The organism is Thalassospira sp. B30-1 (genome assembly GCF_015767575.1).
GTDB classification, from domain to species: Bacteria; Pseudomonadota; Alphaproteobacteria; order Rhodospirillales; family Thalassospiraceae; genus Thalassospira; species Thalassospira xiamenensis.
On the sequence record NZ_CP065232.1, the window covers coordinates 2179881 to 2206034 of the forward strand.

General features: G+C 53.2%; 24 protein-coding genes. 7 read left to right on the forward strand and 17 right to left on the reverse strand.

Translation table 11 applies throughout. The annotated features are described in order from the left end of the window. From ribD to rpiB, 4 genes are all read right to left on the reverse strand, one after another. Nucleotides 1-1122 carry a bifunctional diaminohydroxyphosphoribosylaminopyrimidine deaminase/5-amino-6-(5-phosphoribosylamino)uracil reductase RibD gene (gene ribD, locus IT971_RS10625; RefSeq protein WP_063091960.1) on the reverse strand — a complete coding sequence of 374 codons (1122 nt, stop codon included), beginning with the start codon at nucleotides 1120-1122 and terminating at the stop codon, nucleotides 1-3. Next, nucleotides 1122-1595, reverse strand: a complete 474-nt coding sequence (nrdR, locus tag IT971_RS10630) for a transcriptional regulator NrdR (protein WP_007089530.1) — start codon at nucleotides 1593-1595, stop codon at nucleotides 1122-1124. The genes ribD and nrdR overlap by 1 nt, the downstream gene beginning before the upstream one ends. A gap of 24 nt (nucleotides 1596-1619) precedes the next feature. Next, nucleotides 1620-2894: a serine hydroxymethyltransferase gene (gene glyA / locus IT971_RS10635; protein WP_007089529.1), complete on the reverse strand. Its 1275-nt coding sequence runs from the start codon at nucleotides 2892-2894 to the stop codon at nucleotides 1620-1622. A gap of 83 nt (nucleotides 2895-2977) precedes the next feature. Further along, nucleotides 2978-3424 carry a ribose 5-phosphate isomerase B gene (gene rpiB / locus IT971_RS10640; RefSeq protein WP_007089528.1) on the reverse strand — a complete coding sequence of 149 codons (447 nt, stop codon included), beginning with the start codon at nucleotides 3422-3424 and terminating at the stop codon, nucleotides 2978-2980. A 461-nt stretch (nucleotides 3425-3885) separates the two neighbouring features. Between rpiB and IT971_RS10645 the strand changes: the two genes are divergently transcribed. After that, nucleotides 3886-4305 (forward strand): MucR family transcriptional regulator, encoded by a 420-nt coding sequence (locus tag IT971_RS10645; RefSeq protein WP_007089527.1) that lies wholly within the window; start codon nucleotides 3886-3888, stop codon nucleotides 4303-4305. 127 nt (nucleotides 4306-4432) lie between these two features. On the opposite strand, the gene IT971_RS10650 is transcribed toward IT971_RS10645, so the two are convergent. The 10 genes from IT971_RS10650 to IT971_RS10695 form a co-directional block, all read right to left on the reverse strand. After that, entirely contained in the window at nucleotides 4433-5539 is a 1107-nt protein-coding gene (locus tag IT971_RS10650) for a branched-chain amino acid ABC transporter substrate-binding protein (RefSeq protein ID WP_007089526.1), read from the reverse strand. Between the two features lie 209 nt (nucleotides 5540-5748). After that, nucleotides 5749-6102, reverse strand: coding sequence for a DUF6867 family protein (locus IT971_RS10655; RefSeq protein ID WP_007089525.1), 354 nt, complete (start codon nucleotides 6100-6102; stop codon nucleotides 5749-5751). A gap of 10 nt (nucleotides 6103-6112) precedes the next feature. Then, nucleotides 6113-6823, reverse strand: a complete 711-nt coding sequence (locus IT971_RS10660) for an ABC transporter ATP-binding protein (protein ID WP_007089524.1) — start codon at nucleotides 6821-6823, stop codon at nucleotides 6113-6115. Nucleotides 6824-6846: 23 nt separating this feature from the next. Further along, nucleotides 6847-7698, reverse strand: a complete 852-nt coding sequence (locus IT971_RS10665) for an ABC transporter ATP-binding protein (protein ID WP_007089523.1) — start codon at nucleotides 7696-7698, stop codon at nucleotides 6847-6849. Next, the gene (gene livM, locus IT971_RS10670; RefSeq protein WP_063091959.1) at nucleotides 7695-9215 is read right to left on the reverse strand and encodes a high-affinity branched-chain amino acid ABC transporter permease LivM; all 1521 of its coding nucleotides are present in this window, start codon (nucleotides 9213-9215) and stop codon (nucleotides 7695-7697) included. Before livM ends, IT971_RS10665 begins: the two co-directional genes overlap by 4 nt. Beyond that, a complete protein-coding gene (locus IT971_RS10675; protein WP_007089521.1) occupies nucleotides 9215-10138 on the reverse strand; it encodes a branched-chain amino acid ABC transporter permease in 924 nt (307 codons plus the stop codon). Before IT971_RS10675 ends, livM begins: the two co-directional genes overlap by 1 nt. Before the next feature lie 353 nt (nucleotides 10139-10491). Then, complete coding sequence (locus IT971_RS10680) at nucleotides 10492-10683, reverse strand: hypothetical protein (protein WP_007089520.1); 192 nt, start codon at nucleotides 10681-10683, stop codon at nucleotides 10492-10494. 139 nt (nucleotides 10684-10822) lie between these two features. Continuing rightward, the gene (gene mmsB, locus IT971_RS10685; RefSeq protein ID WP_063091958.1) at nucleotides 10823-11713 is read right to left on the reverse strand and encodes a 3-hydroxyisobutyrate dehydrogenase; all 891 of its coding nucleotides are present in this window, start codon (nucleotides 11711-11713) and stop codon (nucleotides 10823-10825) included. A gap of 65 nt (nucleotides 11714-11778) precedes the next feature. Then, nucleotides 11779-12879 carry an enoyl-CoA hydratase/isomerase family protein gene (locus IT971_RS10690; RefSeq protein WP_063091957.1) on the reverse strand — a complete coding sequence of 367 codons (1101 nt, stop codon included), beginning with the start codon at nucleotides 12877-12879 and terminating at the stop codon, nucleotides 11779-11781. A gap of 3 nt (nucleotides 12880-12882) precedes the next feature. Continuing rightward, nucleotides 12883-14022, reverse strand: coding sequence for an isobutyryl-CoA dehydrogenase (locus IT971_RS10695; RefSeq protein ID WP_007089517.1), 1140 nt, complete (start codon nucleotides 14020-14022; stop codon nucleotides 12883-12885). 224 nt (nucleotides 14023-14246) lie between these two features. Between IT971_RS10695 and IT971_RS10700 the strand changes: the two genes are divergently transcribed. The 4 genes from IT971_RS10700 (at nucleotide 14247) to hemB (ending at nucleotide 18696) form a co-directional block, all read left to right on the forward strand. Next, complete coding sequence (locus IT971_RS10700) at nucleotides 14247-15536, forward strand: O-acetylhomoserine aminocarboxypropyltransferase/cysteine synthase family protein (protein ID WP_063091956.1); 1290 nt, start codon at nucleotides 14247-14249, stop codon at nucleotides 15534-15536. 120 nt (nucleotides 15537-15656) lie between these two features. Then, nucleotides 15657-16418, forward strand: a complete 762-nt coding sequence (locus tag IT971_RS10705) for a DeoR/GlpR family DNA-binding transcription regulator (protein WP_063091955.1) — start codon at nucleotides 15657-15659, stop codon at nucleotides 16416-16418. Between the two features lie 17 nt (nucleotides 16419-16435). Beyond that, complete coding sequence (locus IT971_RS10710; protein WP_063091954.1) at nucleotides 16436-17614, forward strand: MFS transporter; 1179 nt, start codon at nucleotides 16436-16438, stop codon at nucleotides 17612-17614. Between the two features lie 80 nt (nucleotides 17615-17694). After that, nucleotides 17695-18696 carry a porphobilinogen synthase gene (hemB, locus tag IT971_RS10715; RefSeq protein ID WP_007089513.1) on the forward strand — a complete coding sequence of 334 codons (1002 nt, stop codon included), beginning with the start codon at nucleotides 17695-17697 and terminating at the stop codon, nucleotides 18694-18696. 1023 nt (nucleotides 18697-19719) lie between these two features. Here the strand turns inward: hemB and IT971_RS10720 are convergent. Next, complete coding sequence (locus IT971_RS10720; protein WP_063091952.1) at nucleotides 19720-20694, reverse strand: HAD-IIA family hydrolase; 975 nt, start codon at nucleotides 20692-20694, stop codon at nucleotides 19720-19722. A gap of 485 nt (nucleotides 20695-21179) precedes the next feature. On the opposite strand from IT971_RS10720, the gene IT971_RS10725 reads away from it, so the two are divergent. Continuing rightward, the gene (locus IT971_RS10725; RefSeq protein WP_082242478.1) at nucleotides 21180-21338 is read left to right on the forward strand and encodes a DUF1127 domain-containing protein; all 159 of its coding nucleotides are present in this window, start codon (nucleotides 21180-21182) and stop codon (nucleotides 21336-21338) included. Nucleotides 21339-21455: 117 nt separating this feature from the next. On the opposite strand, the gene IT971_RS10730 is transcribed toward IT971_RS10725, so the two are convergent. Both IT971_RS10730 and IT971_RS10735 read right to left on the reverse strand, forming a co-directional pair. Next, nucleotides 21456-22970 (reverse strand): malonyl-CoA synthase, encoded by a 1515-nt coding sequence (locus IT971_RS10730; protein WP_063092027.1) that lies wholly within the window; start codon nucleotides 22968-22970, stop codon nucleotides 21456-21458. 125 nt (nucleotides 22971-23095) lie between these two features. Beyond that, entirely contained in the window at nucleotides 23096-24262 is a 1167-nt protein-coding gene (locus IT971_RS10735; protein WP_037991212.1) for a type III PLP-dependent enzyme, read from the reverse strand. Nucleotides 24263-24494: 232 nt separating this feature from the next. On the opposite strand from IT971_RS10735, the gene IT971_RS10740 reads away from it, so the two are divergent. After that, the gene (locus IT971_RS10740) at nucleotides 24495-25982 is read left to right on the forward strand and encodes an aldehyde dehydrogenase family protein (protein ID WP_063091951.1); all 1488 of its coding nucleotides are present in this window, start codon (nucleotides 24495-24497) and stop codon (nucleotides 25980-25982) included. The last annotated feature ends 172 nt before the right edge of the window (nucleotides 25983-26154 follow it).

Sequence of the window (26154 nt, forward strand, 5' to 3'; positions counted from 1 at the left end):
CTATTCCGTTATTTTTTCGTAAGTTATCGCAATATCTTTACCAACTGGACGAATAGATGTGCGCTGAAAACGTGGCATGTCTGAAAGGTGATAAAGCCCGAGCTCAGCGATCATCGCCTTGCCTTCGGCCCCGATCAGGGATGGTGCAATGAAATGAACCACCCTATCAATCAAATCTCGATGCACCAAGTCGGCAGCCAGATTGCCGCCACTTTCAACCAAAACACGCGTCAGACCCTGCTCGCCCAAACGTTTCATCACGTCATTTAGGTCGAAATGATCATTCTCGCACCCGGCAGTAAGTACTTTGACCCCGGTTTTTCCAAATTTTTCAAAAACTTCGTCAAGTTTGTCTTGGGATGTAATGATCCAGGTAGGAACTTTTTGGGCACCACGGACCAATTCCGCCAATACAGGTACATCGCCATTGCGATCAAGGACAACACGAACAGGTGATTGGGCTTCTCGTCCGGGGATACGGCATGTGAGAGTGGGGTTATCAACAATGACAGTCTTGGCACCAACAAGGATCGCATCGTGATTGGCTCTCAACAGGTGACCATACTCACGCGCAATATCCCCCGTTATCCACTGGCTCTGACCAGAGCGCGTCGCGGATCTGGCATCGATGGTGGATGCCAGTTTTAATGTAATGATCGGCCGACCGGAAACAATGCGCGATAGGAACCCGGCATTGATGCGATGGGCTTCGTCGCCATAAAGCCCTGTTTCAACCGTGATGCCCGCATCACGCAACATTTTGTACCCTTTTCCTGAAACACGACGATCAGGGTCTTCGAGGGCGCTGACGACACGCTTTACACCGGATTCGATCAGTCCCAACGCACAAGGCGGCGATTTACCAAAATGACTACAGGGTTCGAGCGTTACATAGGCAGTAGAGTTGCGTGCTTTATCGCCTGCCTCGTCAAGTGCGACACGTTCTGCATGTGGGCGACCGCCCGGCTTGGTAAAACCACGACCGACGATTGCCCCTTCAGAAGAAACCAGAACACACCCAACTGACGGGTTGGGCCAGACATTTCCCAGACCACGTTTTGACAGGCTTAGCGCAACCCGCATGAAATGCCGGTCGTCATCTGAAAACGCGGTGGCTGTCATTACTCTGTGTCCGCCTCTTCTTCCCCATCATGCATGTTTTCCACGAACTGCTCAAAGTCGCGGGCTTCTCGGAAATTTTTATACACCGAAGCATAACGGACATAAGCAACCTGATCGAGAGCGATCAAAGCTCCCATGACCATTTCACCGATTGTGTCGGTGGAAATGTCGCTTTCACCACTGCTTTCAAGGCGTCGTTGAATGCCGTTTAACGCCTTTTCGACACGTTCGTCCTCAATCGGGCGCTTCCGGCAGGCAAGAAAGATTGATCGCGCCAGTTTGTCACGATCAAACAATTCGCGTTGCCCGTCCTTTTTCACCACCATCAATTCACGCAGCTGAACACGTTCAAATGTCGTGAATCGCGACCCGCAGGCCGGACAAAACCGGCGTCTGCGAATAGCGTGATGTTCCTCGGTCGGACGGGAGTCCTTGACCTGGGTGTCTGTATGGCCGCAGAACGGACAACGCATTGTTTTTACTCTCTCCCGATATAATCAGGCATAAATCGGGAAGCGTTTGCAAAGGTCTTCGACCTTGGTGCGAACTGCCGTTTCGACCTGGGCATTGCCATCAGGATTATCAACAAGAGCATCAAGCACATCGCCAATCAGTTCCCCGATCTGCCTGAACTCCTCAACACCAAAACCACGCGTGGTGCCTGCCGGTGTCCCCAAACGAACGCCGGACGTGATGGTCGGTTTCTCGGTATCGAACGGAATGCCGTTTTTGTTGCAGGTGATTCCTGCACGCTCAAGCGCAACTTCTGCATTGTTGCCTTTGAGGCCTTTTGGACGCAGGTCAACCAGCATCAGATGCGTATCGGTGCCTCCGGTCACGATATCGAAACCACGCTTGACCAGAACTTCGGCCAATGCCTTGGCGTTATCGACAACCTGCTGCGCATATTCCTTGAATTCGGGGCGCAATGCTTCGCCAAAGGCAACCGCCTTGGCAGCGATAACATGCATCAATGGGCCGCCCTGCAAGCCAGGGAAGACTGCCGAATTGATCTTTTTGCCGATTTCAACATTGTTCGACAGGATCATACCGCCACGCGGACCGCGAAGGGTTTTATGCGTCGTGGTTGTCACGACATCGGCGTAAGGAAGCGGGCTCGGATGAACGCCACCGGCGACAAGACCGGCGAAATGCGCCATATCAACCATCAACAACGCACCGACCTTGTCGGCGATTTCACGGAAGCGTTTGAAATCGATCTGGCGCGGAATGGCTGAACCACCTGCAATGATCAGTGTCGGCTTGTGTTCCACAGCAAGAGCTTCGACCTGATCGTAATCAAGCGTCAGATCGTCTTCACGCACACCATACTGGATGGCATTAAACCATTTGCCAGAAAGTGCCGGGCGTGCTCCGTGGGTAAGATGCCCGCCAGCGTCCAGCGACATGCCAAGGATGGTATCCCCCGGCTTGCAAAGGGCAAGCATGACCGCACCATTTGCCTGCGCGCCAGAATGCGGCTGCACGTTGACAAATTCACACCCAAACAGTTCTTTTGCACGATTGATCGCAAGTTCTTCTGCAACGTCGACAAACTCGCAGCCACCATAATACCGGCGCGAAGGATAGCCTTCGGCGTATTTGTTGGTCAGAACCGTTCCCTGTGCCTCGATCACAGCCTTGGAAACAATGTTTTCCGAAGCAATCATTTCGATCTGGTTCTGCTGGCGATCCAGTTCATCGGTGATCGATTTGAACAGTGCCGGATCTGCTTCTGACAAGCTGGTAGAGAAAAAGCCTTTGAATGACATTATGGGGCCTCTCGATACAATGTGGCGGGGCCGAACGCAGCAAAGTTCGAAACCCGTACCGGGTTATTGCCAGGTGGCGAAAATCAGTCGGTAAGTGAAGAAAGTTTTTCAACACGCCGTTCGTGACGACCGCCTTCGAATTCAGTCATCATAAACGCGTTAACGCAATCAAGCGCCGTCGCATCACCCAAAAGGCGTGCGCCGAGGCACAGAACATTGGCGTTGTTGTGCTGACGGCATAGTTCGGCTGACAGGCGATCATGTACTAAGGCAGCACGAATTTGAGGATATCGGTTGGCAGCGATGCTCATACCGATCCCGGAACCGCATACAAGAATACCGCGTTCAGCCTTGCCATCGATAATCGATTTGGCAACGGCTTTCGCATAATCCGGGTAATCAACTGACGTAGAACCGTCGGTTCCAAGGTCGAGAACCTCCCAGCCATTTCCGGCAAGCGACTTGATGATTTGGGATTTAAGTTCAACACCACCGTGATCGGCAGCGATGGCAATGGTCTTGGCTGTCATATGCGAGCCCTTGGTAAATGCGCCAAACAGTAATTTGGAGCGCCTTTTAGCACATAGCTTTGCAACTGCCAACGCACAGCGGCCTATGTTGCCAAAGTTTTAAGTCAGCAACTTTTAAGCGTACAGAACAACACTTGACTACACTTAAAAAAGACATTCACCCCCATTGCGTTAGAAAATCATCAACTAAAGAAAAGCAACGACACATATACATTGATATAAACCCCACCATACGCTGTCGAACAAAATCGACGAAACAAAAGGTGTGGAATCTTTATCAATTAAACCGCATTACCGGTCATGCCTTTGCAGATTTTATTTGTTTCTCATCTCGCATAGGTTTCCCTCGTTTTGAAAATTTAAGTAGAATCGATATATTGAATAACAGTCTTGTTTGACTATATTCGTAAAATAATGCAAAAAGCATTGCCTATTCATAATAGCGAAGGAAATATTTTAAGATGACCGATGCTGAAAACAGCGTTCTGGACCGCGACGAACTGCTACAGATGACTGTTGATATCGTTTCTGCTTATGTCAGTAACAATGCAATTGCATCTGCACAGATTCCGGAATTGATTTCGACAATTTTCAATTCGCTTGACGTTCTGCGTGAAGACGAAACCATTGAAGAAGAAGAACCGCTCAAACCGGCTGTTCCGATCCGCAAATCAATTGGCGATGATTACATCATCTGCCTTGAAGACGGCAAGAAGCTCAAAATGCTCAAACGCCACCTTCGGACAACATACAATTTGACCCCGGAAGAATACCGGGCGAAATGGGGCCTGCCGTCAGATTACCCGATGGTTGCGCCGAACTATGCAAAACAGCGTTCGCAGTTTGCCAAGAAAATCGGCCTGGGTCGCAAGGCGAAGTAATCGCCTGCCCTTTGACCTAAAAGAAAAAGCGTTTTCAGCAATTTTCTGAAGACGCTTTTCTTTTATGTGGTCGGCAACAAAAAAGCCCGGCATTGCTGCCGGGCTTTCCGCTGATCAGAATATCTGATTAGTTGGCGTAATCGTAGCCACCGTCTTTCCATTCATAGAAGACGTAACCCGGTGCTGCGACGTCACCCTTGGCATCGAACGCAATCGAACCAAGAACGGTGTCGAATGTATCACCGCTATGCAGTGCTTCGATAACAGCTTCAGAGTCGGTGGTACCGGCCTTTTCAACTGCCTGTGCCCAAGCCTGAACCGCACCATAGGTGTAAAGGGTGTAACCTTCCGGCTTGTAGCCCTGACCTTCGAAGTATTTTACGAGTTCAGCGTTACGCGGGTCTTTTTCAAGCGCCGGACCGGCGGTGAAAAGTGTTCCGGCACCGGCATCGCCCGTGATCGACCAGTATTCGAGCGAGTTGAGCGCATCACCAGAAATCGCAACGGTCTCAAGACCCTGACTGCGCATCTGACGAACGATCAGGCCCAGCTCGGTGTGGTAACCGCCATAATAAAGGACGTCAACGCCTTCGGATTTCAGTTTGGTCACCAGAGCCGAGTAATCTTTCTCGCCCGGGGTGATGGCTTCGTACATGACTTCTTCAACGCCAGCAGCGTTCAGGTTTTTCTTGGTCTCGTCTGCAAGACCTTTGGAATAAGCCTGTTTGTCATGAACAATGGCGATTTTCTTGTCGCCATAGTTTTCAGCAAGATACTTGCCGGCAACTTCGCCCTGCTGGTCATCACGACCGCAAACACGGAAAACGTTGTCCATGTCACGTTCGGTCAGCTGCGGGTTGGTCGAAGCCGGGGAAATCTGCACGATACCCTCTTCGAAGTAAACTTCCGAAGCCGGGATCGAGGAACCCGAGCAGAAGTGACCAGCGACAAGAGCAACACCCTTGCTAACGAGCTGGTTTGCAACAGCAACAGCCTGTTTCGGATCGCAAGCATCATCACCGATTTCGAGAACGACTTTTTCGCCGTTAACGCCACCAGCAGCATTGAGGTCTGCAACCGCTTTCTGGGCGCCCTGGGTCATCTGTTCGCCAAAGGCGGCGTACGGGCCGGTCATCGGACCGACGGTCGCGATAACGATGTCTGCTTTTGCTGCACCCATCGAGAGGACAAGCGCGGAAGCAGTTGCCAGAAGGCCGAGCTTGGTTTTCGACATAAGAGAAGTCTCCCTGTTCCAAAGGTTGGTTCCGTCACCATGACAGAACCATCTTTTTCGGACCCTAAACCGGCTCGCTTTTTTTTCGATTACCGGTTTTGGCTCCCTGTACTTTAACACCCCAGAATTGGTGTGCAATAGTACTAAACATTGCATTGCCAACAATTTAGCAATGTGGTGGTGACAGTTGCCCATCACCACCGAAAAGATCAGACGTCCGCCCCGTCACGTGCGCGAAATCCGAAGGGTCCGACACGTTCATAAAGCCACGGATATTGCGACAGCATCTTGTTGACCCGCGTTACGCGGAAGGCGGCCGCCATAATCACAAACAGGATAACCGTATCGAAAATATATCCTGTAAGCGAAAGAAGCTCACCCTCGAACAGCGCAAACGTCATGAAACGGTCCGTCGCCCCCAGCAACAAGGCATACGGATAAAGCTGGTAGAACGGCCGCCATGTATTGGCGATCGCCTGCCCTGTCATAAATGCACAGAACCCCATCAGGATGACGGTAATTCCGATTGTGACACCAATGCTGGTACCTGTAATCGCTTCCATATCCGTCCTCCTAGTGGCCACCCTCGAGATAGGCGGCACGAACTTCCGGATTTGCCAGAAGTTCAGCCCCCGTACCCGAGAGAGTAATATTGCCATTGACCATCACATAACCGCGATGGGCAAGCTTGAGTGCGTGGAACGCGTTCTGCTCGACCAGGAAGACCGTGACCTTCTTCTCGCGGTTGATCTTCTTGATCGTCTCGAAAATCTGCTTGACGACAAGTGGCGCAATCCCGAGAGAAGGCTCATCAAGCAAAAGCAAACGGGGACGCCCCATAAGGGCACGACCGATTGCCAGCATCTGCTGCTCGCCCCCGGACATTGTTCCCGCACGCTGGTTGATGCGTTCTTTCAGGCGGGGGAACAGATCAAACACCATCTCCAGATCCTCTTCGAAATATTTCGGATCCTGGGTGCTTGCCCCCATCTGCAGGTTTTCATAGACAGACATGCGCGGGAAAATCCGACGCCCTTCAGGGGATTGCTGAATACCAAGACGACAAATCTCATGCGTTGGCATGCGACTGATATCCTGACCTTCAAACAGAATGCGCCCTTTTGACGCCTGCGGTGATCCGCAGCATGTCATCAGCAAGGTCGTCTTGCCGGCACCATTGGCCCCGATCAAGGTGACAATCTCGCCCTCGTTGACTTCCATATCAATGCCCTTGAGGGCTTCGATATTGCCATAGAAGGTGTGAACACCTTCAATCTTCAGCATGGACATATCGATCTGCTCCCTCGCTACGCATTCGGATCTAGATGAAGGTCGGCGGCGACTTCCGGCGGCAGTTCATCGTCTTCATCCTCACCGAGGTAAGCACGAATAACAGCCGGATCATTCTTGACGGCTTCCGGATTGCCATCAGCAATCTTCTTTCCGTAATCAAGGACGATCACATGATCGGAAATCTTCATGACGACGCTCATATCATGTTCGATCAACAGAAGGCCGATTCCCTGATCATCGCGGATGCTCTGTAACAGAACGTTAAGCTCCGCGGACTCACGAGGGTTAAGGCCTGCTGCCGGCTCGTCAAGACACAGCAAGGAAGGATTGACGCACATTGCACGCGCAATCTCGAGGCGACGCTGGGAGCCATAAGGCAGGTTCCCGGCATTCCAGTCAGCCTGTTCATACAGGCCAACCTTGTTAAGCCAGAACTTGGCGGTTTCAAGCGCTTCTTTCTCGGCACTGGTATAGCGACCAAGATTGAAAAGCCCTGCCAGCGAAAAGGCGGATGCCTCCATAAGCTGGTTATGCTGGGCGACAACCAGGTTTTCCAGAACGGTCATGCCCGTGAACAGGCGGATATTCTGGAAAGTACGTGCCACACCGTTGTTGCGTGGAATACGGAAACCTTCCATACGCTCCAGCAAACGCGGTCCGTCATTGGCATAAAGCGTCAGACGTCCCTCGGTCGGCACATAGAACCCGGTAAGACAGTTGAAGACCGTGGTCTTCCCTGCCCCGTTCGGGCCGATAATTGCCGTGATCTCACGCTTTCTTGCGGTGAACGAAAGATTATCAATCGCGACCAGACCGCCAAAGCGCATGGTTAGATGTTCGACTTCAAGCTGTACGTTGTCGGTCATTTGACTTCTCCGGCAACTTTTTCTTTCTTGCTCATATTCAGCAAAATGGTCGGGTCACGGAAAGACAGAAGACCGCGCGGACGCCACAACATGATGGCAACCATACCAGCTCCGAAAATCAGCATGCGATATTCGGCCAGTTCGCGGAACATTTCCGGGAAACCGATCATGACAATCGCGGCAAGAACCACCCCGATCTGACTGCCCATACCACCCAGAACAACGATGGCCAGGATCACGGCAGATTCAAGGAAGGTAAAACTTTCCGGGCTTATGAAGCCCTGACGTGTCGCAAAGAACGCGCCAGCAAAACCACCGAACATTGCACCAATCGCAAATGCCGAAAGTTTGGTATTCGTCGGGTTGATCCCCAGCGAGCGGCAGGCGATTTCGTCTTCGCGCAACGCTTCCCATGCACGACCAATCGGTAGTTTGCGAAGGCGTACGGTAACAAATGCGGTTACCAGTGCCAGCACAAGGATCAGGTAATACAGGAAGATCAGGCGATGCATCGTCGAATAGTCCAGACCGAACAATTCGTTGAATCCCATAACCCCTTCCGGCAAGCGTCGATCAAACTCGGCAAAGCCAAAGAAGCTGGGCCGGGCAATCGACGAAATACCGTCTGGTCCACGGGTCAGATCATACCAGTTGATCAGGACAACACGGATGATTTCACCGAAACCAAGCGTCACAATCGCCAGATAATCGCCACGCAGTCGCAATACCGGGAAACCAAGCACAATACCGAAACTTGCGGCAAAAATACCGGCCAGCGGCAGGCACAACCAGAAGCTCAGATCGAAATGCTGGGACAACAGTGCATAGGAATAGGCGCCGACCGCATAAAATGCGACGTAACCCAGATCAAGCAAACCGGCCAGACCGACCACGATATTCAGCCCCCAACCCAGCATGATGTAGATCATGACCAGGGTCGCGAGGTCGATAGCGGAGCGGTTTTCACCAAACAGGAACGGGAAGATAATGAAGAATACAATCCCCAATGCCCCGATCTTCTTGGTGTTGGTCCGATATGCCATCTGGATTTTTGACGAAAGCCTGGAGCCGCTTTCTTCCTCTTCGGCACCTGGCTTTTTTATGCTGAAATAGGCAATTGCGAAAACGATCGTGACGAAGGCAACAGCCACAATCACGCTCGTTGCACTGCCAAACGCCATATCAAGGAAGACTGGCGAAGCCCAGCGATCATCCATGTCGCGGAAGCGGACGAACATCTCGAATACCGCCACTGCGGCGGCGGTAATCAGCAAAGCCTGTCCCACACGCGAAATGTGTTCGCGGCGAAGGATCAATGCCAATCGACCAATGATTGTCGAGATGATGGCGGTAACCACCAGATCCCAACGAACAGCCAGTTCAAGCCCGGTCGGACGGTCAACCGTCTCGACACCAAGGATCATGACCGACATCAACAGTGCAATAACAGCAAAGAACGCGAGTTCCTTGACAATTTCCGCACCGGAAATCCGTGAAGAAGTGATAAGAGCGGACATCAGACTTTCTCGACCTCCGGCTTACCAAGCAGACCCCACGGACGGAAAATCAGCACGAGAACCAGAATACTGAACGTTGCGACGTCCTTGTATTCGATCGTGAGATAACCCGACCAGAATGCTTCGATCAGACCAATCAGAAGACCACCAAGCATTGCACCCGGAAGCGATCCGATGCCTCCCAGAACGGCAGCGGTGAACGCCTTAACACCGGCAAGGAAGCCGATATAGAAGTCGATCACACCGTAATACAGGGTCACCATCATCCCCGCGACTGCGGCAAGAGCTGCCCCCATGACAAAGGTCGTGGAGATGGTGCGGTCAACGTTAACGCCAAGCAGGCCAGCCATGGTACGGTCCTGCTCACAGGCGCGCTGAGCACGACCAAGCGACGTTTTCGCAATCAGTGTCGAAAACACAGCCATCAGAACAAACGTCAAAAGGATAATGACGATCTGCATGTAGCTGAGCTGAACATTGAAATTCGGGCTTTCCATCAGGATGATGCCGCCCTCGATCAATGGCTGCATCGGTTTCACGCGCGCACCCTGCGAAATCTGAACAAAGTTCTGCAGGAAGATCGACATGCCGATGGCCGAAATCAGCGCTGCGAGCCGGAATGACCCGCGCAGCGGCCTGTATGCAATCCGTTCAACGCCCCACCCGTAGATCGAAGTGAGCACCATTGACACAAACAGCATCAAAAGAAGTGTAAGCGGAAGGATACCGCTAATCCCTGCTGCCTGACAGATCAGGAAGGTGATCAGGGAATGAAACGCGCCCAGCATATAGATTTCGCCGTGCGCAAAGTTGATCATACCGATGATGCCGTAAACCATCGTGTAGCCGATGGCGATCAAACCGTAGATGGCTCCCAGCGTCAGACCGTTGATCAATTGTTGTAAAAAATAAGCCCAATCCATTGCACAACCTTAGATTTGGCACAGACAAACGAGGTCTTCGACCGACTGGCTGAAGGTGCAAAACAAGATACAGTTGTATTGATTGGATGAGACCAAGTCTCCCCATTGCCCCCTAGCAAACCTCCGAAGCCTCCGTCTTTTTGTTATCGGGTTTTCCCCGGTTCTAGCCTTTGGACACGACCATTCTTATTGTGGTTCTTTATCCAAAAGCGCGATTAGAGCACAAACCTTAGACACATGAGGTCGAAGGCTGCAAGCGGCTTTGATAAATTGGTCAAAAACACCAAATCGTATTTCATTCTTAGAATAAAACACCAACGCCACCGAATGCACCGGCCCTTATATTGTATATTTTATCCCTTATTAAGGACGTATTCAAGTTTTTGTACCGCGACGCGCTTTAGTTGCTCCGGATTCCTTGAAACCGGCCCTGCCACGGTCACCTCGATTCCCGTTTTGCCATCAATTGCCGTGCAGCGCAGATAGCTGCCAATCTGTCGCAATTCGAAATAAACCTCGCGCGGCGCATTGCTTCTGGTTGTCATTCATCAATCCGGAAAATTCTGTTCAGCACTTTGCCCGTTAGACAGCACAAATCTAACATTAATGCAGGCCACGGTATTCATAAAAAAACAGGCCCGGTATTTGCCGGGCCTGAATGATACACCTCATAATGCCGTAGCGTTACTTGTCGCCATCCAGCATTTTGACAATAGCCGAGAAATCCATCCCGCCATTTCCGCTATTTGAATAAAGCGCATACAGGCTTTCAGCCAATGCCCCCATTGGCGTTGTTGCCCCGGCGGATGCCGCCGCCTGTTGCGCCAGTTTCAAGTCTTTCAGCATCATGTCCACCGCAAATCCCGGTTGATAGTCACGATTTGCCGGAGACGTCGGAACCGGTCCCGGCACGGGACAATAACTTGTAAGCGACCAGCACTGGCCGGACGCCTTCGATGAAATATCAAACAGCTTCTGCGCATCCAGCCCCAAACGCTTTGCAAGCATGAAGGCCTCGGATACGGCAATCATACTGACGCCAAGCACCATATTGTTGCAAATCTTTGCCGCCTGCCCGGCCCCGCTTGTGCCTGCGTGAATGATATTGCTACCCATTCCCTCAAGAACCGGTTTCGCACGATCAAAATCACCATCATCGCCACCAACCATAAAGGTCAGTGTTCCGGCAGTAGCCCCCGCAACCCCGCCAGAGATCGGCGCGTCAACAGAGCCAAGACCTTTGGCCTTCGCCAGATCGGCAGCTTTGCGTGCGGCATCAACTTCGATGGTGGAGCTATCAATCAAAAGTGTGCCCGCCCTGGCGTTGGCAATCACGCCGTCTGGTCCGTCATAAACCGACAGCACGTGCTTTCCAGCAGGAAGAACCGTGACAACGAACTCGACATCCTTTGCCGCATCGGCAACCGTCGATGCCTTGGTGGCACCCTCTGCAACCGCCTTGCTGACCGCGGCTTCGGACAAATCAAAGACCTTGAGTGCATGCCCAGCCTTAATCAGGTTGGCCGCCATCGGCCCTCCCATGTTACCCAGACCAATGAAACCGATTTTCGCCATTTGGAGTCTCCTCTGATCTCTCGATTGCGAGATTATCTTTTGATTTGTTGATGTTACAGAGCTGTTCAGAACTGCAGTTTTAGCTCTTTGTCTTCGGGTAAAAGGTCAAAATATGCGGCGACCTCACGAGGATCGACTTGCCCGATATCGGCATGTTGCCATCTTGGACTGTGATCCTTGTCGACGATCACGGCACGAACCCCTTCAAACAAATCTGGTTTGCGAACGGTCCGTTGCGACAGACGGAACTCCATCATCAGGTCCTGCGCAAGTGTCATATCGCGCGCTTGACGGATTTGATCAAAGGCAACAGCAACTGCTATCGGTGATTTGGTGCGCAATATCTTGGCCGTTTCCCGGGCGAAGTCTGACGGAGATGTATCAAGTCGGGCAAAAACGTCGCTAACCGTCTCGCTGCCAAACAAGTCATCGACTTCACCCCGAACCGATCCAAGAATGCCGACACCATCATCAGAATGATGTTCATCCAGAATCCGTTGAACGGCCACGAAGCCATCGCCGCCTTCCGAAATCTTTGCCAGTTCACCTTTCAAGGACGCGATATTTTCACTTTGTGTTCGATGCGTAGCCAAACCCGCATAAATGCAATCTGCCGCTTTGATCCGCGCGCCCGTCAGGCCAAGATACATTCCGACTTCGCCGGGACAGCGAGAAAGGAAGTACCCGCCGCCAACATCGGGAAAGAACCCGATCCCAGTCTCGGGCATTGCAAACAGGGTGCGCTCGGTCACCACACGGAAACGTCCGTGCACGGAAACGCCGACACCTCCCCCCATCGTAATGCCGTCCATCAAGGCAACATACGGCTTGGGATAATTTGCAATGTAATGGTTAAGGCGATATTCCCGCCGATAAAAGGCATCAAGAAGTTCTTCGTCGTCGCGCTGCCGCGCGTCATAAAGCCCCCGTATATCGCCCCCGGCACAGAATGCCTTTTCGCCAGCGCCCTCAATTACAACGACAGCAACCGTCGGGTCCGTCTCCCACGCGCGAAGTTTGCCTGTGATCGCATCAACCATCGGCAGATCAAGCGCATTCAATGCCTTGGGCCGGTTTAACAGGATATGACCGATGGCCCCGTCTTTCGAGAAAACGACGGATGCTTCATTGTCATGCGGTGAACTGGTCGCGTTTTCACTGCTCATAAATCAATCCTTCAACGCGGCACGAGAGATGATCAGGCGCATGATTTCGTTGGTACCTTCCAGAATCTGGTGAACCCGAAGGTCGCGCAGAAGCCTTTCGACCGGGTATTCGCGGATATAACCATATCCACCATGAAGCTGTAGCGCTTCATTACATACCCTGAACCCGATATCCGTACCGAAACGTTTCGCCATTGCACAAAACTGTGTGGCGTCCGGTGTCTTGTGATCCAGTTTCCAGGCCGCTTTGTGCAGCATCAGCCGTGCCGCTTCGAGCTCTGTCACCATGTCGGCATATTTGAACTGCAATGCCTGAAACTGATCAAGGGTTTTGCCAAATTGCTTGCGAACCTTGATATGGTCGCGCGCATGCTCCATTGCGGCCCGTGCACCACCGATGGAGCATGCCGAGATATTAAGTCTGCCGCCATCAAGACCCATCATGGCAAACTTGAAACCTTCGCCCTCTTCTCCCAACCGGTTTTCCACCGGAATTTTGCAATTACTGAAAATGACGGCTGATGTCGGCTGACTGTTCCATCCCATCTTTTCTTCAAGCTTGCCAAATGACAGGCCTTCGGCATCTTTTGGAACGATAAAGGTCGATATTCCCTTCGGGCTGTCATCGCCGGTTCGCGCCATGACAATGTAAACATCACTGCGCGATCCCCCGGAAATAAAAGCCTTTTCGCCATTAAGGATGTAATGCGCACCGTCGCGCGCAGCACGCGTACGTAACGAACCTGCATCTGATCCCGCTCCCGGTTCCGTCAGGCAATAGCTGGCGAAGTGTTCCATGGTAACGAGTTTTGGAAGATATTTTTGCCGCTGGTCTTCATTGCCGAAACGGTCAATCATCCAGCATGCCATATTGTGGATCGAGATATATGCCGCCGTTGACGGGCACGCGCTTGCCAGTTCTTCGAAAATCACCGCGGCATCCAAGCGACCAAGGCCCGATCCCCCGACATCTTCGCGCGTGTATATCGCAGCAAAGCCAAGTTCGGCTGCCTTGCGCAGGGTTTCTTCAGGGAAAATATGCTTTGCATCCCACTCGCCCGCATGCGGTGCCATTTCGTTTTGTGCGAAATCGCGGGCTGCCTGTGCAAATGCCTGCTGGTCTTCAGACAGGTTGAATTCCATTGGATCGCCACCTCTGAATGTTTTGGTATTTTCCCTTTACGTAAACGTGAATTCGGTTCTTTGTCAATTCATTCGGTATAACAGTACCGAATTATGTGAATAATTTCGCCTCCGACAGTTTCAGGGGCGAATTTGCGAATTTTTGTTCCAATTTCTTGTCGGCTCGCAGCGAATATGCATTACTCCGGTGAAACCAATGCAACTTAAAAATCAGGGGAAACGACATGTCAGGTTCCACAAAACCGGAAACTATTGTTCTACACGCCGGATACCGCGCAGACCCGGCAACCGGATCGGTTGCCGTGCCGCTTTATCAGACAACGAGCTACCAGTTCCGCGATACCCAACACGCGGCCGATCTTTTCGCGCTGAAAGAACTGGGTAACATCTATACCCGCCTGATGAACCCGACCAACGATGTGCTGGAACAGCGAATTGCTGCACTTGAGGGTGGCGCAGCAGCCGTTGCCGTCGGCTCTGGTCAGGCTGCATCAACCTTTTCCGTTCTCAATATCGCCCAGGCGGGTGACAATATTGTAAGTTCCACAGACCTTTACGGCGGTACTTGGAACCTTTTTGCCAATACATTCAAACAGATGGGTATCGAAGTTCGCTTTGCAGATCCATCTGACCCGGAAAACTTCCGGCGTCTGACGGATGACAAAACGCGCGCCTATTACGCCGAAACCCTGCCAAACCCTAAACTTCAGGTCTTTCCGATCAGGGAAGTCGCCAATATTGGTGACGAGCTTGGCATCCCGTTGATTATGGACAACACCGCCGCACCGGTGCTGTGCCGCCCCATCGATCATGGCGCGACGATTGTCATGTATTCGACCACCAAGTTTATCGCTGGCCACGGTACGTCTGTCGGCGGGATTGTCGTCGATTCCGGCAAGTTTGACTGGGAAAAGCATGCCAAACGCTTCCCGTTACTGAATGAACCGGATCCCAGCTATCACGGTGCGGTCTGGACGCAGGCCGTCAAACCCATCGGCCCGGTTGCTTATGCGATCAAACTGCGCTGCACATTGCTACGCGACGTTGGCGCGGCCGCCTCGCCTTTCAACTCGTTCCAGACCATTCAGGGCATGGAAACGCTGCCGCTGCGCATGGAACGCCATTGCGAAAACAGCGCCAAAGTTGCCGACTTCCTGTCGTCCCATCCCAAGGTTTCCAAGGTGATCTATCCGGGCAAACAGGATGGCGAAAGCCGCCGCCGTGCCGATACCTATCTTAAGGGCGGATATGGATCGCTGATGGGGTTTGAGCTTGCAGGTGGCAAAGAAGCCGGCGAGAAATTCATCAACAGCCTTGGCCTGTTTTACCATGTCGCCAATATCGGTGACACAAGATCACTTGCCATCCATCCGGCCACGACAACGCACAGCCAGCTTTCCGAACAGGATCGCCTTTCATCTGGCGTGACGGACGGTTATGTCCGCCTGTCGATCGGTATCGAACATATTGATGACATTCTTGCCGATTTGAAACAGGCACTCGATAAAGCCTGATCCATCATATCGTTGAATATGAAACCGGCCCTGTTTTTACGGGGCCGGTTTTTTGTTGACCATTTTTCCGATCAAAGGTAAACGCGCATTATCGGCAAAACATGCAAAACAGGCAAATCAATGTCGAGTGTCAATTCGCGCCAGCGTGAAATCGAAAAACTGCTTCACAGCCAGGGCACAGTTCATATTCATGACCTGTCTGCACTTTTTCATGCGTCCCTTGATACCATTCGGCGCGACCTGCGTCAGATGGAAGATGCCGGAAGTCTCAGGCGTATTCATGGGGGTGCCACATTACCAAGTACTGCCCGCGAAGGATTCCATGACCGCGCACAGGATTTAAAGCCGGAACGATCCGAAATCGCCCGCAAGGTCGCCCATGACCTTGTTCCGGATCATGGTGTGATCTTTTTTGATAGTGGTACAACCATCTATGAAGTCGCCAGGAACCTGAAACCGACATTTTCCGGCACCGTGATCACGGTCAATCCCCTGATTGCCATTGAACTGGCCAATCACCCGAATGCGAATATCATCATGATTGGCGGCATGGTTCTAAAACGTGATCTGGCGATCTGCGGACCGACGGCCATTGATGAAATACGCAACTACAATGCCGATCTTGTGCTGCTGGGCACCTGTGCCCTTCATCCAGAACTGGGTTTGACCACCAGCACAGCCGAAGAACGCGCCACCAAGGCAGCGATGCTGGCGCAATCTGCCGAAGCGATTGCCGTCACCACTGCCGACAAACTCGAAACCAGCTTGCCATTCAGGGTCTGTGACCTTGATGCGATTTCACATCTTGTAACCGGACGGAAGCTGTCGAGCGGTTATCTGAGCAATTACACCGAACGCGGGATCAATGTGATCCTTGCCTGACGGATGCGGAGCCCCACATGCCCATCTCCAACCAGATTGCCCACAACCGGATCCGTGCCATTTTCTTTTTGCATGGTGCGGCCTTTTCAAGCTGGGTCCCGCATATTCCGCTGGTGCAGGAGCGCCTTGGATTTGGTCACGATGATCTTGGTGCCATATTGCTGGCGGCCGCAGTTGGTGTTCTTGCCGTTATGCCTGTTGCCGGTCGTCTATCGGACAAGTTTGGCAGCGAACGGGTCGCACGCTATTCCGGGGTGGCTTATTTCATTTCCGTTGGTATTCCGGTCTTCATGCCAAGCTTCATGTCGATTGCGATTGCCATGTTCGCACTCGGTTTTTGTGGCGCGTTCCTTGATATATCGATGAATGCCAATGGCCTGAATGTTGAGCGGGCCAAAAAACGCAGCGTCATGTCCGGCTTGCACGGTTTCTGGAGCCTCGGGGGTTTTGCCGGTGCGGGCACGACGGCGGCCTGGTTTGCCCTGCCCCTGTCGGTTGAATGGCATCTTCCGGTCATGCTGACCCTTTTCCTGATTCTGCATCTGGTCCTTCAACGCCAGTTGATGCCTGATGCCGCCGTTCCCCATCCAGTCCAAACGCATGACGGATCATCTGCCAAACAGCGCGCGATGTTTCTGACCCTGCTGCCATTTGGGGCCTGCGCCTTCATCGGCCAGTTTGGTGAGGGTGTGATTACCGACTGGGCAACGGTTCTGATGAATACGGAACTCAATTCCGGCCCGACAATGGCGGCCGTCGGTTTTGCCTGCTATTCGGCGACCATGGCAATCACGCGCCTTTCGGGCGACTGGCTGGTTACGAAATTTGGCCGCCCGCAAATCCTGCTGTCCAGTTCGGCATGCGCATCCTTTGGCCTGTTTGTTCTGGCACTTGCGCCGCATTACGTCGTTGCCTGGATCGGGTGTGCCATCGCCGGGATTGGGCTGGCTGTCATCCTGCCGCTTCTGATTTCTGCGGCGGCGGAGGCAAGTGGCAGAAGCGGCGGTGCGGTCGTTTCAACCATTGCAGCAACCGGTTACACGGCCCTGATGGCCGGGCCACCGGTAATCGGGGCAATCGGCCAACAGGTTGGTCTGGTTACGGCTTTTGTCCTGACGGCAAGTTTTCTGTCTTTAATCATCCCGGTCTATCTGCTGACCATGCGTAAACGCCTTTATCGCACCAGCAACAGTTGATCCGCCGTCAATTCTGCCCCATAAATTGGGCACCTCATTTCTGAATTCAGAATGCCGCCCCACTGACAAGAGAACAGATCATGGCCAAAACAGTCACCTATGGCACTTTCCCGCGCACCCGCCTTCGCCGGACCCGCATGAGCGACTGGTCGCGTCGCATGGTGGCGGAAACCCGATTGACCGCACATGATCTGATCCTGCCGGTGTTTGTGATTGACGGCAAAAACGAACGGACACCGATCCCATCAATGCCCGGTGTCGAACGACAAAGCGTTGACGTGCTTGTTGAAACGGCAAAACATGCGCAAAAGCTTGGCATCCCTGCCCTTGCGCTTTTCCCGTATATTGATGCCAGCCTCAAAACCAAGGATGCGCGCGAAGCATATAATCCCGACAATGTGGTTTGCCGTGCGACAAAGGCGATCAAAGACGCCTGCCCCAATCTTGGTGTCATTACCGACGTTGCCCTTGATCCGTTCAATGCGGATGGTCAGGACGGGATCGTGATTAACGGTGAAATCCTTAATGACGAAACGACCGAGGCCCTTGTGCGCCAGGCACTGGTTCAGGCACAGGCCGGATGCGATGTCGTCGCCCCGTCCGACATGATGGATGGCCGTATCGGTGCCATTCGTGATGTTCTGGAATCCGAAGGGCTTAAAAAGGTCCAGATCATGGCCTATGCGGCAAAGTACGCATCGTCCTTCTATGGCCCGTTCCGCGATGCAATCGGATCGGCTTCTGCCCTGGGCAAGGCGGACAAGAAAACCTACCAGCTTGACCCCGCCAATAGCAGCGAAGCGATGCGCGAAGTCGCCTATGATCTTGAGGAAGGTGCCGACTCCGTCATCGTGAAACCGGGCTTGCCATATCTCGACGTTCTGTATCGGGTGCGCGAAGAATTCGGCGTCCCTGTTTTCGCCTATCAGGTATCGGGCGAATACGCCATGTTGCGGGCTGCGGCCCAGAATGGCTGGCTTGATTATCTTGGCTGCGCCATTGAAACGCTATCCTGTTTCAAACGTGCCGGCGCGTCAGGAATCCTGACATACAGTGCGATTGACGTAGCCGAGGCAATTTAACAAGGGAACTTTTTCCGTTTTTCTGGAAGAAAGTTCTTGATTTGTTCTTTGTGTTGTGGCATAAAGATAAAGTCAACAGGACAAATGGGTCCGGAGACAAAACCCGCAAAGCGTGATTCGCTTTTGCGGGTTTTTGCGTTTCAGGCGGCAAAAATGGGAATGGGATGATGATGAAGCAGCTATCTGATCGTCTGAAAGGACGACGGCGGTATCGCCAAATGGGCATCACTGGCGCATGGAAAAGTCATTACGGCGGTGGTGCGTTTGGGCCGTGAGGCCGGGGGAAATTTACGAAAACTGTGTTTATCATGACGGGAGAGATGTGCCCTTGGGGCAAGGGTGTTTGTTCGGGACGGCGAGAGCCGGGCAGATGTCAGCCCATCCCGCCGCTACCCAACCGGTCGATGAAGTCTGGCAATGCCGAGGATCAGCAGGCCCGAATTGCGTCTGCATTGGATCGGCTGGTCATCAATGGCGGGATTTGTGCCTGCCCTGCGACAACGCCTTCGTCCTTGGGGCGAGGTGCGCTTGTAGTGTCCATCGAAAGCCCGAGGCGTTTGTTCGGGGCAGCAGGGACTGGGCGTGGTCGGTCTGGTGCAATCCAGTTCTGTCCAGCCTACCCGGTCGGTAGCGTTTGGCTATGCCGAGGGGTAGCGGGATCGATTGCCAGTGGGCCGAAGGAGCGTTCGAAGATGCCGAAAGGCTGGTCATCGATGGCGGGAGGTGTGCCTGCCGTGCGACAACGCTGTTGCCCGTGGAGTGAGGTGCGTTTTGGCGCAACCGAGAGCGACGGGCGTTTGTCCGGTCTTCCGGTCGGTGGCGTTTGGCGATGCAAAGGGCAGCGGGGTTGGCTTGGCTGGATTGGTTTGTTGGTTGATCAAATCGTCATTCCGGGCGAAGCGCAGCGCAGACCCGGAATCCATGCCCTGTTGAAAGAGGCTGGATTCCCGCCGTTACGGGAATGACGATCAGGTCGGGAGTACCTTGTCTGCGGCCCTTCTTACCGGGCCGTTTGATCCATCATCAGGCGCAACAGGCTTCACTTTCTGCACCTGGCACGGCAAGACCATGACCGATGGCGCGCGCACAAAAATGCGGACGCAGACCCGACTTTTCAAACAGGCTTTCGATATCGTCCTGGCCGTCAAGGAATCCCCCCTGATGCACCAGAAGTGTCTTGATGCCGGCTGCCAGCCCGCCCAGCACATCGGTATGGATTGTATCGCCTACCATCAGGACCCGATCCCGGCTGATATCGGGATGACGGTGCAGGACTTCATCAAACACATGGCCATAGGGTTTGCCAACGCAATCCGGTATTACATTGCAACGATCCGCTGCCTTATGGGCGAAATATCCGGACTCAACCGACAGGAATGCCCCCATCGGCGCGCAGATGTCGGGATTGCCGACCAGAATGGGGCGCGGATTGGCGGCAAGGCTTTCTTCCAGATGATTCTGCTGGATATCGGACCAGTTTTCAGAATCAATAAGAACAAAGCCGTCAACCGCATCATAAAGCGCGCGATCCGCACCAAGCGGTTCCACCCTGCCCGGCAGAATGTCAAATGGCCAGTGAACCGGTGCCATGGCTCCCCAATGGGACAGATCCCTGTAGGTTTCCATCATCGGGGCCACGAATTGCTGGCTGCTGATCAGGTTTGTCGTGTTGAAATCGAACCCGCGCCCGCGATGCCGTGCAAGGATCGCCTCGGCTGAACTCGATGCATCATTGGTGACAACGGCAAGTTTCTTTCCCGATTTCTGAAGTGCAGAAACGGTTTCGACCGCGCCGGGAATGGCTTGCGCCCCGCTGTTGAGCACACCAAAAGCATCGAACACGATCAGATCAAATTGGTCCGCGATTTCCAGAAGGTTTCCAACATACTGTGTTTTTGCAGGAACAGATGCCGGATCAACCTGCGGCAAACGCGGCGCATATTGCAGATAAGCGGCGATTGCCTGCTCAAAGCTGAGCTTCGGGCGGTTGATACTCATCTGTCCGTGTCTCCTGTCCGATAGAAAGCCATCCGTGAATTCGCCTGAAGGCATCAATCCGGATATGTTCGTATGAAAATCGCGATTGCTGTTGTAGCGGTTCCGCTTTCAATTGGAAAGCGATTGGTAATTTAATTAGCTATGCGCTGAAAACATAGCAATAAACAACGAAGTAAATCTGTATTATGACGTTATTTAAGCGTTTTCGTTGCAAAAACATGACTTTCTGCGCTTTCCAGCCTCCAGCCATGCAAAAAACGCATTGGATTTCACAATCAACCGGGCGTAGTTTGCACTCACGAAATAAAAACGATGTATCGACTGGCTGATGCGAAAAAATGCAGATGATCATTCGGTACATATCAAGCAGACCGACACGTCAAACCAGTTAACTATTCCTTCATGGAATATCTTCGGTGAGCACATGCCGGTTATCTGAATGACAGTGCCAATTTGAAATTGGCCGGTTTGAAATAGGTGATGAAATGATCGTAACCAAGATTTTTGCTTTCCTGCGCGCCCTTCGTGTTCAGTACCAGACCCAGACTGCGCTCCGTAAACTTGATGCACGTGAGCTGGCAGATATCGGCCTGAACCGTGACATGATTGACGATGTCGCACATCGCGTTGCTTTCGGTCGCTAAGCCAGACCGTAGCCGTCCAAAAGAAAAGCCCCGGCATTGATTGCCGGGGCTTTTCTTGTTTTCGGGATAATGTGCTGACGGGGCAAGCTGTCCCTCGCCCCGTTGTAGCGCCCCGTTCTAGTTGGCAAATACCGCGCTATAATCCTCTCGCAGGATATTCTTCTGTACTTTTCCCATCGCATTACGCGGAAGTTCGGACACGAAGAAAACGCGCTTGGGTACTTTGAAATTGGCAAGCTGCCCCTTGATCGCATTGACCACGTCATCTTCGGACAGTTTATCGCTGCTGCGGACGATCACGGCCACGACGGCCTCGCCAAAATCCGGATGCGCAACGCCGATCACGGCACTTTCGACAACACCATCCATCTTGTCGATGACCGTTTCGATTTCTTTGGGATAAACGTTAAACCCGCCGGAAATCACAAGATCCTTGGCGCGACCAACGATATGGACATATCCCTTGGCATCGATTTTCGCGATGTCACCGGTAATGAAGAACCCGTCTTCGCGGAATTCCTCGGCCGTTTTTTCCGGCATTTGCCAGTATCCGGCAAAAACGTTCGGCCCGCGTGCTTCCAGAACGCCGATCTCGTCGGTTCCAAGCACATTCCCTTTATCGTCACAGACCCGGACTTCCACATCCGGCAGGGCCGGGCCGACCGTATGCACGATCCGTTCCCCATTGAGCGGATTGGACGTAGCCATTCCCATTTCAGTCATGCCGTAACGTTCCAGCAACGCCTTGCCGGTCCGTTCCCTGAAGGCGACAAATGTTTCGGGCAACAAGGGTGCCGATCCTGAAATGAACAGCCGCATGCCCGAGGTCACATCGGCATTGAAATCATCACCGGATAACAGCCGGACATAAAATGTCGGCACGCCCATCATGACGGTACTGCGCGGCAACAGCGCCATGACCTGATCGCGATCAAACTTCGGCAGGAAGAACATTTTCGATCCCGACAGCATCACGCAATGACACGCAATGAAAAGCCCGTGCGTATGGAAAATCGGGAGCGCATGTAAAAGAACATCGTCCGGACCAAAGCCCCACAGCTTTTCCAGGGTCGCGGCATTTGACCATAAATTGGTCTGGGTCATCATGGCCCCCTTTGGCTTGCCCGTCGTCCCAGAGGTGTAAAGAATGGCCGCAAGTTCATCATCTGCACAGGCAACCGGGGTAAATTCGGCGGGGAAATCCGCCGCCTGATGGATCAACGTCCCCTCGCCCGTCGTGCCAAGTGTCAAAACCTTTTCAACACCCTGTGCGTCGGCAATTGCAGTTACTTCATCTTCGCGGTGTGGCTGGCAGACAAAAACAATAGGTGCCGCGTTCCCCATGAAATAGGCAAGTTCACCTGCCTGATACGCGGTATTCAGCGGCAGATAGACCAGACCTGCGCGGATACAGCCGAGATAAAGGAACAGGGCTTCGGGGGATTTATCGACCTGAACCGCGACGCGATCACCTTTTTTGGCACCAAGGGCTGTTAACAGCCCGGCAATACGTGCGGACGCCGCATCGGCATCACCGTAGCTGTATGTTGTGCCCTCTGCCGTTTCGATCAGGACCTTGGACAGGTCGGATGGAAATCGGCTTCGTATGCGCATGAAAAGGCTGTTGGTCACGGCGTATCTTCCCTGTTTCAGATCTTGTGCCGGGCATTCATGCTGCCCGGTGTCATACCGGGCAGCATAGTGCACACAAGAATATCCGCAAACAAGTACTGTTTTACCGCTATGACCGATTGTGGTCAGCCGACCTGCGGAAATTCGCCATCAATGAACGGGAATGTTTCGCCAACCGTCACCAGTAATTCCGGGTAAAAACCGTTGAAATGGGTGGCCAGCGCGTTGCTGTAGGCACCGATATGACCAAACTCGATCCAGTCCCCTTCGCGGATGTCGGCGGGCAAGGTTACCGTTGCCGGAAGCACATCCATATTGTCGCAGGTCGGGCCATAGATCGTAAAATCAAGGGTATCGGTGTCGTTGAAATCACCGCCGATCCGCATCGGTCGTACCGGGAAACGCAACTGCCCGGTGACCGCCTCGGAAAGGCTGCCATAGACTCCGTCATTGATGAAGAGCTGGTCCTCTTTACGCAGATGCACCTGCGTGATCAGCGACACGCCACTCGACACCAGTGCGCGGCCCGGCTCGCACATAAAGGTGGTATCAGGCAGGCCAAGCCAGCGAATGCAGTCCTTGATTTCCTCCATGAAGACCTCAAGCCCCGGTGCGCGCTGGTTCATATATTGGCCGGGGAACCCGCCGCCAACATCGATATAACGGACTTTTACCCCGGAAAAATCAACAACCTGCCGGATCAGTTCGACGGCAATGCGATACCCGTTGGGTGTCGTGCATTGCGACCCGACATGGAAGCAAAGCCCGGCGGTATAGCCATAGCCATCAACTTTCTTCAAAAGTTCCGATGCCGTCATCGGACGGGCACCGAACTTTGCCGAAAGGTTATAGGCCGCCCCTGCCGGCGGGGTTGCCAGGCGGACATGAATGACCAGATCGGTCTCGCCGTCGGTTTCGGCGCGGACTTTTTCAAGTTCATCCTCGGTATCGATCACGTAATGCTTTACGCCGAAAACACGGTGCGCGCTGCGAATGGCATCCCGGCTTTTGACAGGATGCATGAAATAGACGTTCATGCCGGGAAACTGGCGGCGGACAAGGGCAATTTCCTCGGGCGATGCGGTATCGAAATGACGAACACCGCCTTCATGAAGGTAGCGCATGATTTCCGGATGCGGATTGCATTTGACCGCATAAAGGACATTGCCGGGAAACATATCGACAAACCGTTTGGCCGATTCACGCAGGATGTCAGGGCGCAGGCAATAAACCGGGTAAGAAGGCTTAAGTTCACGAACAACATCAAACGTCGTATCGAAATGGCGCGGCATGGGTATCCCCTTGTCCTTACGGAATTGTATCTGTGGCGCATTCACAATTCGAAATGCAGCCCGCGTTTAAGTAACCCTATCAACCCTGCCCCTGACTGTCATGCCTAACATGGTGAAAGGACCTTGCCTTTCCGGTATCGGATCGATAAATTGGTAAACCAATACCGAATAACCGTTTATTTTGCGACGCAGCCGGAAAACGGGCGCGCAGCTATATGACAGGGAGCCTGAAATGTCTATCGAACCCGTGCTTGATCCCCACAAACTGGTCAAGGAACTTGATGGCCGTCACCTGATCGACGGGGAACTTGTACCGGCCAGAAATGGCAGAAATTTTGACGTGCTGAACCCGGCAACCGGCAAGGTTATTGCGCAGGCTGCCGAAGGTGACGCCGATGACGTCGATTTCGCGGTTTCGGTGGCAAAGAAGGCCCAAAAGGATTGGGCAAACCGCCCTGCCCGCGAACGCGGTAAGCTGGTGGCGGAATGCGGGCGTATCCTGACCCAGCATGTCGAGGAACTCGGCCGGATGGTGGCCCTTGAGTCCGGCAAGGCGTTGCGGACGGAAAGCCGGGTCGAGGCATCGGTCCTGGCCGACATGTTCACCTTCTTTGGCGGCCTTGCTTCGGAACTGAAGGGTGAAACCATTCCGTTCAACCCGAACATGATGACCCTGACAACGCGTGAACCGGTTGGCGTTGTCGGTGCGATCATTCCGTGGAACGTGCCGCTGCTTCTGATGGCGATCAAGGTCGCCCCGGCCTTGGTCGCGGGCAATACCGTTGTCGTTAAATCGGCAGAAGACACCCCCTTTACCGTCCTTCGCGTTTGCCAGATCATGCAGCAGGTCTTGCCAAAGGGTGTTTTGAACATCCTTTCCGGTTTTGGTCCGGGATGTGGCGGCCCGCTGGTGGCGCACAAGGATGTCAAAAAGGTATCCTTTACCGGATCGGTCGAAACCGGTCGTACGGTTTACCGCGCAGCGGCGGAAAAACTGATCCCGGTCACGCTGGAACTGGGTGGCAAATCGCCGATGATCGTGATGGATGACGCCGATCTGGACAAGGCCATTGCCGGGGCAATTGGCGGCATGCGCTTTACCCGTCAGGGCCAGAGCTGCACGGCGTCGTCGCGCATTCTGGTACATGAAAGCCTGCATGACGAATTCGTCAGCCGTCTTCTGGCCAAGGTCAACACCCTTAAAATGGGTGATCCGCTGGACGAGGAAACCGATATCGGCACCATCATCAATCGCAAACAGCGCGACAAGGTGTGCGGTTATATCGAGATCGGCGAGGAAGAAGGTGCGACCAAAAATGAACTCAGCGCCCTTCCGACCGATCCGGCACTTGCGGACGGCATGTTTGTCCGTCCGGTTGTCTTTACCAATGTCAAACCCGATGCGCGGATTGCCCGCGAAGAAATCTTTGGCCCTGTTGCGTGTGTGTTCAGGTTCAAAACCTTTGACGAGGCGATTGAGCTTGCCAATGACAGCGACTTTGGCCTTGCCGCAACCGTCTGGACCAAGGACCTTAAAACCGCGCTGACGGCCACCAAACGGCTTGAAGCGGGCTTTGTTCAGGTCAATCAGAACCTTGTCGTGCAGCCAAACCTGTCATATGGCGGCGTCAAGCTTTCGGGTCTTGGCAAGGAGGCATCGCTTGAAAGCATGCTTGAACATTTCACGCACAAGAAAACCATCATCATGAATATGGAATAACCCTGCCTGCGTTCCCAAACCGGCCGGGTTGCAAATGTTGCAACCCGGCCTTTTTGTTTGCAAACTTGACCTTGCGCGCCTAATCCGCAAAGCTGCATCACGATTACCGACCCATAACCCGGAAAGAACATGGCTATGTCTGCTTGCCTTGACATCCTCGCATCGCATCCCC

Coding starts and splice junctions, on each gene's coding strand:
- IT971_RS10700 (WP_063091956.1), top strand. CDS start 14,247: ATGTCAGGTTCCACAAAACCGGAAACTATTGTTCTACACGCCGGATAC.
- glyA (WP_007089529.1), bottom strand. CDS start 2,894: ATGTCATTCAAAGGCTTTTTCTCTACCAGCTTGTCAGAAGCAGATCCG.
- IT971_RS10695 (WP_007089517.1), bottom strand. CDS start 14,022: ATGGAATTCAACCTGTCTGAAGACCAGCAGGCATTTGCACAGGCAGCC.
- IT971_RS10675 (WP_007089521.1), bottom strand. CDS start 10,138: ATGGATTGGGCTTATTTTTTACAACAATTGATCAACGGTCTGACGCTG.
- IT971_RS10680 (WP_007089520.1), bottom strand. CDS start 10,683: ATGACAACCAGAAGCAATGCGCCGCGCGAGGTTTATTTCGAATTGCGA.
- IT971_RS10740 (WP_063091951.1), top strand. CDS start 24,495: ATGTCTATCGAACCCGTGCTTGATCCCCACAAACTGGTCAAGGAACTT.
- rpiB (WP_007089528.1), bottom strand. CDS start 3,424: ATGACAGCCAAGACCATTGCCATCGCTGCCGATCACGGTGGTGTTGAA.
- IT971_RS10655 (WP_007089525.1), bottom strand. CDS start 6,102: ATGGAAGCGATTACAGGTACCAGCATTGGTGTCACAATCGGAATTACC.
- IT971_RS10665 (WP_007089523.1), bottom strand. CDS start 7,698: ATGACCGACAACGTACAGCTTGAAGTCGAACATCTAACCATGCGCTTT.
- IT971_RS10705 (WP_063091955.1), top strand. CDS start 15,657: ATGTCGAGTGTCAATTCGCGCCAGCGTGAAATCGAAAAACTGCTTCAC.
- IT971_RS10725 (WP_082242478.1), top strand. CDS start 21,180: ATGATCGTAACCAAGATTTTTGCTTTCCTGCGCGCCCTTCGTGTTCAG.
- ribD (WP_063091960.1), bottom strand. CDS start 1,122: ATGACAGCCACCGCGTTTTCAGATGACGACCGGCATTTCATGCGGGTT.
- hemB (WP_007089513.1), top strand. CDS start 17,695: ATGGCCAAAACAGTCACCTATGGCACTTTCCCGCGCACCCGCCTTCGC.
- IT971_RS10650 (WP_007089526.1), bottom strand. CDS start 5,539: ATGTCGAAAACCAAGCTCGGCCTTCTGGCAACTGCTTCCGCGCTTGTC.
- IT971_RS10720 (WP_063091952.1), bottom strand. CDS start 20,694: ATGAGTATCAACCGCCCGAAGCTCAGCTTTGAGCAGGCAATCGCCGCT.
- IT971_RS10735 (WP_037991212.1), bottom strand. CDS start 24,262: ATGCCGCGCCATTTCGATACGACGTTTGATGTTGTTCGTGAACTTAAG.
- IT971_RS10645 (WP_007089527.1), top strand. CDS start 3,886: ATGACCGATGCTGAAAACAGCGTTCTGGACCGCGACGAACTGCTACAG.
- nrdR (WP_007089530.1), bottom strand. CDS start 1,595: ATGCGTTGTCCGTTCTGCGGCCATACAGACACCCAGGTCAAGGACTCC.
- IT971_RS10710 (WP_063091954.1), top strand. CDS start 16,436: ATGCCCATCTCCAACCAGATTGCCCACAACCGGATCCGTGCCATTTTC.
- livM (WP_063091959.1), bottom strand. CDS start 9,215: ATGTCCGCTCTTATCACTTCTTCACGGATTTCCGGTGCGGAAATTGTC.
- mmsB (WP_063091958.1), bottom strand. CDS start 11,713: ATGGCGAAAATCGGTTTCATTGGTCTGGGTAACATGGGAGGGCCGATG.
- IT971_RS10660 (WP_007089524.1), bottom strand. CDS start 6,823: ATGCTGAAGATTGAAGGTGTTCACACCTTCTATGGCAATATCGAAGCC.
- IT971_RS10690 (WP_063091957.1), bottom strand. CDS start 12,879: ATGAGCAGTGAAAACGCGACCAGTTCACCGCATGACAATGAAGCATCC.